The following is a 5,306-nucleotide window of genomic DNA, read 5'->3' as shown; positions in this document are numbered from 1 at the left end:
GGGCGAGCATCTGCGCGTGTTCCCGATCTCGAACTGGACCGAGCTCGACGTGTGGCAGTACATCGCGCGCGAGAACCTCGAACTGCCGTCGATCTATTACGCGCACCAGCGCGAGATCGTGCGCCGCAACGGGCTGCTCGTGCCGGTCACGCCGCTCACGCCGATGCGTGACGGCGAGACGAGCGAGCTGGCGCAGGTGCGCTTCCGCACGGTCGGCGACATCAGCTGCACGTGCCCGGTCGAGAGCGACGCGGACGACGTCGAGAAGATCATCGCCGAGACGGCGGTGACCGAGATCACCGAGCGCGGCGCGACCCGGATGGACGACCAGGCCTCCGAAGCCGCGATGGAACAGCGCAAGAAGCAAGGTTATTTCTGAAGCACACGAGGACATTCACATCATGAGCATCATCGAGAACACCGAAGACCTCGGCGTGTTGCGTTTCATCACCGCGGGCAGCGTCGACGACGGCAAGAGCACGCTGATCGGCCGCCTGCTGTACGACAGCAAGGCCGTGCTGTCCGACCAGCTGTCCGCGCTGTCGCGCGCGAAGAACAAGCGCACGGTCGGCGACGAGCTGGATCTCGCGCTGCTGACCGACGGCCTCGAAGCCGAGCGCGAGCAGGGCATCACGATCGACGTCGCGTACCGCTACTTCGCGACCGCGAAGCGCAAGTTCATCATCGCCGACACGCCGGGCCACGAGCAGTACACGCGCAACATGGTGACGGGCGCGTCGACCGCGCACGCGGCGATCGTGCTGATCGACGCGACGCGCATCACGGTCGAGAACGGCGTCGTGCAACTGCTGCCGCAGACCAAGCGCCACAGCGCGATCGTCAAGCTGCTCGGCCTGCAGCACGTGATCGTCGCGATCAACAAAATGGACCTCGTCGACTACAGCGAGGCGCGTTTCAACGAGATCCGCGACGCGTACGTCGCGCTCGCGAAGCAGCTCGGCCTGACCGACGTGCGTTTCGTGCCGGTGTCGGCGCTGAAGGGCGACAACATCGTCGGCGCGAGCGAGCGGATGCCGTGGTACGCGGGCGAGCCGCTCCTCGACGTGCTCGAGTCGCTGCCGGTCGAGACGCAGGCGCATGACGCGCTGCGCTTCCCGGTGCAGTGGGTCGCGCGCCAGGACGGCAGCTCGGCTGACGATTTCCGCGGTTACATGGGCCGCATCGAGTCGGGCGAAGTGAAGGTCGGCGACGCGATCGTCGTGCTGCCGTCGAACCGCACCGCGACGGTTGCCGAGATCGTCGCGCCGGTGCCGGGCGGCACCGCGGCAGTTCCGCACGCGTTCGCGGGCCAGACGGTGACGATCCGTCTCGAAGAGGACGTCGACGTGTCGCGCGGCGACATGTTCGTCACGACCGCCGAGCCGGTCGAGCCGGCCAAGAAGCTCGAGGCCGACCTGTGCTGGTTCGACGAGGCGCCGCTGTCGCCGCAGCGCAAGTACCTGCTGAAGCAGACCACCAGCACGGTGTTCGCGAAGATCGGCGCGGTCAAGCAGGTGCTCGACGTGCATACGCTGTCGCACGCGACCGACCGTCAGGAACTGAAGATGAACGACATCGGCCGCGTGGCGCTGACGCTGCAAAAGCCGATCGTCTGCGACACGTACGATGCGCACCCCGGTACGGGCGCGTTCGTGCTGATCGACGAGGCGACGCATCACACGGTCGCCGCGGGCATGATCCGCGCGTTCTCGGCGTAATCGTCAATCTGCGCGGCGGCGAACCGGCCGCCGCGGCAGGACCTTAGCGAAGCGACAAACATGGGCAAGGTGTATCTGATCGGAGCAGGACCGGGCGCGGCGGACCTCATCACGGTGCGCGGCATGCGGCTGCTCGAGCAGGCCGACGTCGTGCTGCACGACGCGCTCGTCGAGCCCGCGATGCTCGACTATGCGCCGAACGCGCGCAGGATCGCGGTCGGCAAGCGCTGCGGGCAGCGCTCGACCGCGCAGCATTTCATCAACAAGCAGATCGTCGATGCGGCGCGCGAGCATGCGTGCGTCGTGCGGCTGAAGGGCGGCGATCCGATGCTGTTCGGCCGCGCGGAAGAGGAAATGCGCGCGCTGGAAGCGGCCGGCATCGACTACGAGGTCGTGCCGGGCATCACCGCGGCGCTGGCCGGTGCGGCGACGCTCAAGCGTTCGCTGACGTTGCGCGGCGTGTCGCGCAGCGTCGCGTTCGCGACGCACAGCCGCGCGCCGGGCAGCGACGAGATCCGCGAAGCGGCGCGCGCCGATTCGATCGTCTATTACATGGGCCGCGACAGCGCGCCCGGCATCGCGCAGGAACTGATCGACGCCGGCCGTGCGCCGGCGACGCCGGTGGCGATCGTCGAGGCCTGCAGCACCGCACGCGAACGCACGCTGACGCTGACGCTCGCGCAGATGGCGGCCGGCGACGCGCAGGCGTGGCTCGATCCCGCGGAACCGAGCCTGCTGATGATCGGCGATGCGTTCGCCGAACGCGCACGGCAGGCGCAGGCGGGTGCGTCGGTGCGCCATGCCGCCTGAGCGCGGCTCGAACGCGGTCCGAAACGAAAAAAGCGCCGGCAGATGCCGGCGCTTTTTCTTTGGGTGCGGCGAAGGCGCGGGCTGCTACGCGTCGCCGCCGAGCTGGTCGATGCAATAGCGTGCGACCGCGTCGAGCACGCCGTCGTCTTCGCCGACGGCCGTCGCGCAGCGGATCTCGACGCCCGGATGCGCGGCGCGGCATGCATCGACGAGCTGCGGCAGGTCGCGGCGCACGTGGCCACCCTGGCCGAAGAACACGGGCACCACGGTGATGCGCGCGCAGCCGGCCGCGACTTGCGCGGCCACGGCCTCACCGAGCGACGGCGTCATCAGTTCGAGGAACGCGAGCGACACGTGCGTGGCAGGGGAGCCGGCGCCGCGCAGCCGCGCGGCGAGCCGCTCGAACGGCTCGGCCCAGCGCGGGTCGCGGGCGCCGTGGCCGAACAGGACGATACCGTGCGAACTCATGTGGAAGCCTCCGTCGTGACGACGCTCAGTGCCGGTCGACCCACTTGAGCGCGAACAGGCCGAGCGCGAGATAGATGAGGCCCGGCGTCGCGGCGGTGAGCGGCGCGGGCCACGTATTCAGCGTGCCGATGTGCGAGAACAGCGTGTTGAGCAGCTGGAAGCTCATGCCGAGCATGATGCCGCCGAACACCTTCACGCCGACCACGCCCGCCCGCGTGTGCAGGTACGCGAACGGCAGCGACAACACGAGCATCACGAACACCGCGAACGGATACAGCAGCTTGCGCCACAGCGCGATGTCGTAGCGCTGCGTGTCCTGCTGGTTCTCGCGCAAGTGCTGGATGTAGCGGAACAGGTTGATGATCGACATGCGCTCCGGCGACACGAGCAGCACCGACAGGATCTGCGGCGTCAGGTCGGAGCGCAGCCGGTATTCGGGCAGCGACACCTGCTGCGACCGGTACACGGGGTTCAGCGCATCGGCCGGCTGGCCGGTGATCGGCTTGATCGGCGTCAGCTCCGTCTCGGTGACGCCCTTCAGCAGCCAGTGGCCGGGCGGCTCGTAGCGGCCCGTCTGCGCGATCCGCACGTTCTGCAGCTGGAATTTCGAGTCGAATTCGTAGATGCGCACGTTGCTGATCGTCGAGTCGGGCGACAGGCTGCCGACGTTGACGAAGCGCGTGACCTGCTCGCCGTTCTCGCGGGCGGCGAGCGTGTCCTTGACCCACACACCGGACTGGAAGTTCGACGACACCGAGGCGCCGAGCGCCTGCAGCCGCACGCGTTCGGACAACTGGTCGGCGTACGGGCCGACGAATTCGCCGATCAGGTAGGTGACGATCACGAGCGGCACGCCGATCTTCAGCAGCGAGCGCAGCGCCTGGTTGGTCGCGAGGCCCGACACGCGGAAGATCGTGAATTCCGAGTTCGCGGCCATCTGCGCGAACACGTAGATCGCGCTGATCAGCGCGGCGACCGGGATGATCTCGTAGAAGCGCGACGGCGTCTGCAGCGCGACGCGCAGCACCGCGTAACCGAACTTGTAGTTGCCGTGCCCGACCGAGTTCAGCTCGCTGATCAGGTCGAAGAAGAAGAACAGACCCGAGAACGCGAACAGGATGAAGACGAACGTGATGTAGATCTGCCGCGCGAAGTATTTTTCATAGAGCCGCATCGATCATGCTCCCGAGCGGCCGAACAGCGCGCGTGTCAACAACGGACGATTGCGCACGCGCAACCAGAAAATGAACGCGACGATCGCCGCGACGACCACATGCAGGCCGACGAGGCCGACGCCGAACGACATCTTGCCCTGCTCGATCTGCGCCTGCACGACGTTCAGCAGGTTCGAGTACGTGAGGTAGATCAGCACGGCCATCACGAGGTTGATCGTGCGGCTGCGGCGCGGGTTCTGGTACGACAGCGGGATGCCGAGCACCATCAGGTTGATCGCGATCAGCGGCAGCCCCGCGCGCCACGCGAATTCCGCGAGATTGTCGCGCGTCGGGTTGCGCAGCAGGTCGGGCGTGGGCGTGCTGTTGGTGGTCTGCACGTTGGTGACCGGCTTGCTCGTGATCTTCACGCCGTAGCGCTCGAACTCCATGATCTTGAAGTTCGGCTGGCCGGGCGTGCCGTCGTAGCGGCGGCCGTCCTCGAGGACGACGAAGCGATCGCCGTCCTTCGAGGTTTCCGTATGGCCCGTTTGCGACACGACCACGTTGACCTTGCCGTTTTCCGTCGACGTGACGAAGACGTTCTGGACCTTGCTCTGGTCCGGCGACATCTTCTCGATGAAGAACACGCGATGGTTCGCGGCCGATTCGCGGAACTGGCCCGGCGCGAGCAGCGAGATTTCGTCGCGCTGCTGGAAGCGCGCGCGGATCATCTTGCTCTGCTGGTTCGACCACGGCCAGCCGACGAACGCGAAGAAGGTGATCAGCAGGATGATCGGCGTGGCGAACACGCCGATCGGCTTGATGAGGCGCGTGAGGCTCACGCCCGACGCGAGCCACACCACCATTTCGGAGTCCCGGTACCACCGGGTCAGCACGAACAGGATCGACACGAACAGCGTGACGACGAGCATCACGGCGAGGTAGCCGATCACGGTCAGGCCGATCAGCACGAGCACGTCCCGCGGATCGATTTCGCCGGACGCGGCGTAGCCGACGATGCGAATCATCATCGTCGTGAGCATGATCGTGAGCAGCACCATGAACACGGCGCCAGCCGTATACGCAAGCTCGCGCTGGAGGGAGCGTTCGAAGATCATTCTTGATGAGAAGAGGGCGGGAGGCTGCGCACGCGTGG

The 5,306-nt window shown here is 66.9% G+C and carries 6 protein-coding genes; 3 read left to right on the top strand and 3 right to left on the bottom strand.

Translation table 11 applies throughout. The annotated features are described in order from the left end of the window. From JMF90_RS22635 to cobA, 3 genes are all read left to right on the top strand, one after another. On the top strand, nt 1–379 hold a 379-nt coding region (locus JMF90_RS22635; protein WP_201325450.1), incomplete at its 5' end, for a phosphoadenosine phosphosulfate reductase family protein. Between the two features lie 22 nt (nt 380–401). Further along, nucleotides 402–1,718, top strand: a complete 1,317-nt coding sequence (locus JMF90_RS22630; RefSeq protein WP_011545985.1) for a sulfate adenylyltransferase subunit 1 — start codon at nt 402–404, stop codon at nt 1,716–1,718. A gap of 60 nt (nt 1,719–1,778) precedes the next feature. Further along, nucleotides 1,779–2,528, top strand: a complete 750-nt coding sequence (cobA, locus tag JMF90_RS22625; RefSeq protein WP_011545984.1) for a uroporphyrinogen-III C-methyltransferase — start codon at nt 1,779–1,781, stop codon at nt 2,526–2,528. Between the two features lie 84 nt (nt 2,529–2,612). Here the strand turns inward: cobA and JMF90_RS22620 are convergent, their stop codons facing one another. The 3 genes from JMF90_RS22620 to lptF are packed head-to-tail and all read right to left on the bottom strand — an operon-like array spanning nt 2,613 to nt 5,268. Next, complete coding sequence (locus JMF90_RS22620; RefSeq protein WP_011545983.1) at nt 2,613–2,996, bottom strand: sirohydrochlorin chelatase; 384 nt, start codon at nt 2,994–2,996, stop codon at nt 2,613–2,615. A gap of 25 nt (nt 2,997–3,021) precedes the next feature. After that, on the bottom strand, nt 3,022–4,170 hold the full coding sequence (gene lptG / locus JMF90_RS22615; protein ID WP_011694364.1) for an LPS export ABC transporter permease LptG: 1,149 nt from the start codon (nt 4,168–4,170) through the stop codon (nt 3,022–3,024). A 3-nt stretch (nt 4,171–4,173) separates the two neighbouring features. Beyond that, nucleotides 4,174–5,268, bottom strand: a complete 1,095-nt coding sequence (gene lptF / locus JMF90_RS22610; RefSeq protein ID WP_011694363.1) for an LPS export ABC transporter permease LptF — start codon at nt 5,266–5,268, stop codon at nt 4,174–4,176. Between the last annotated feature and the right edge of the window lie 38 nt (nt 5,269–5,306).

Origin of the sequence: Burkholderia sp. E168m23, assembly GCF_016586125.1 — a bacterium.
Classification (GTDB): domain Bacteria; phylum Pseudomonadota; class Gammaproteobacteria; order Burkholderiales; family Burkholderiaceae; genus Burkholderia; species Burkholderia orbicola.
This window is presented reverse-complemented; position numbering and strand designations above follow the sequence as displayed.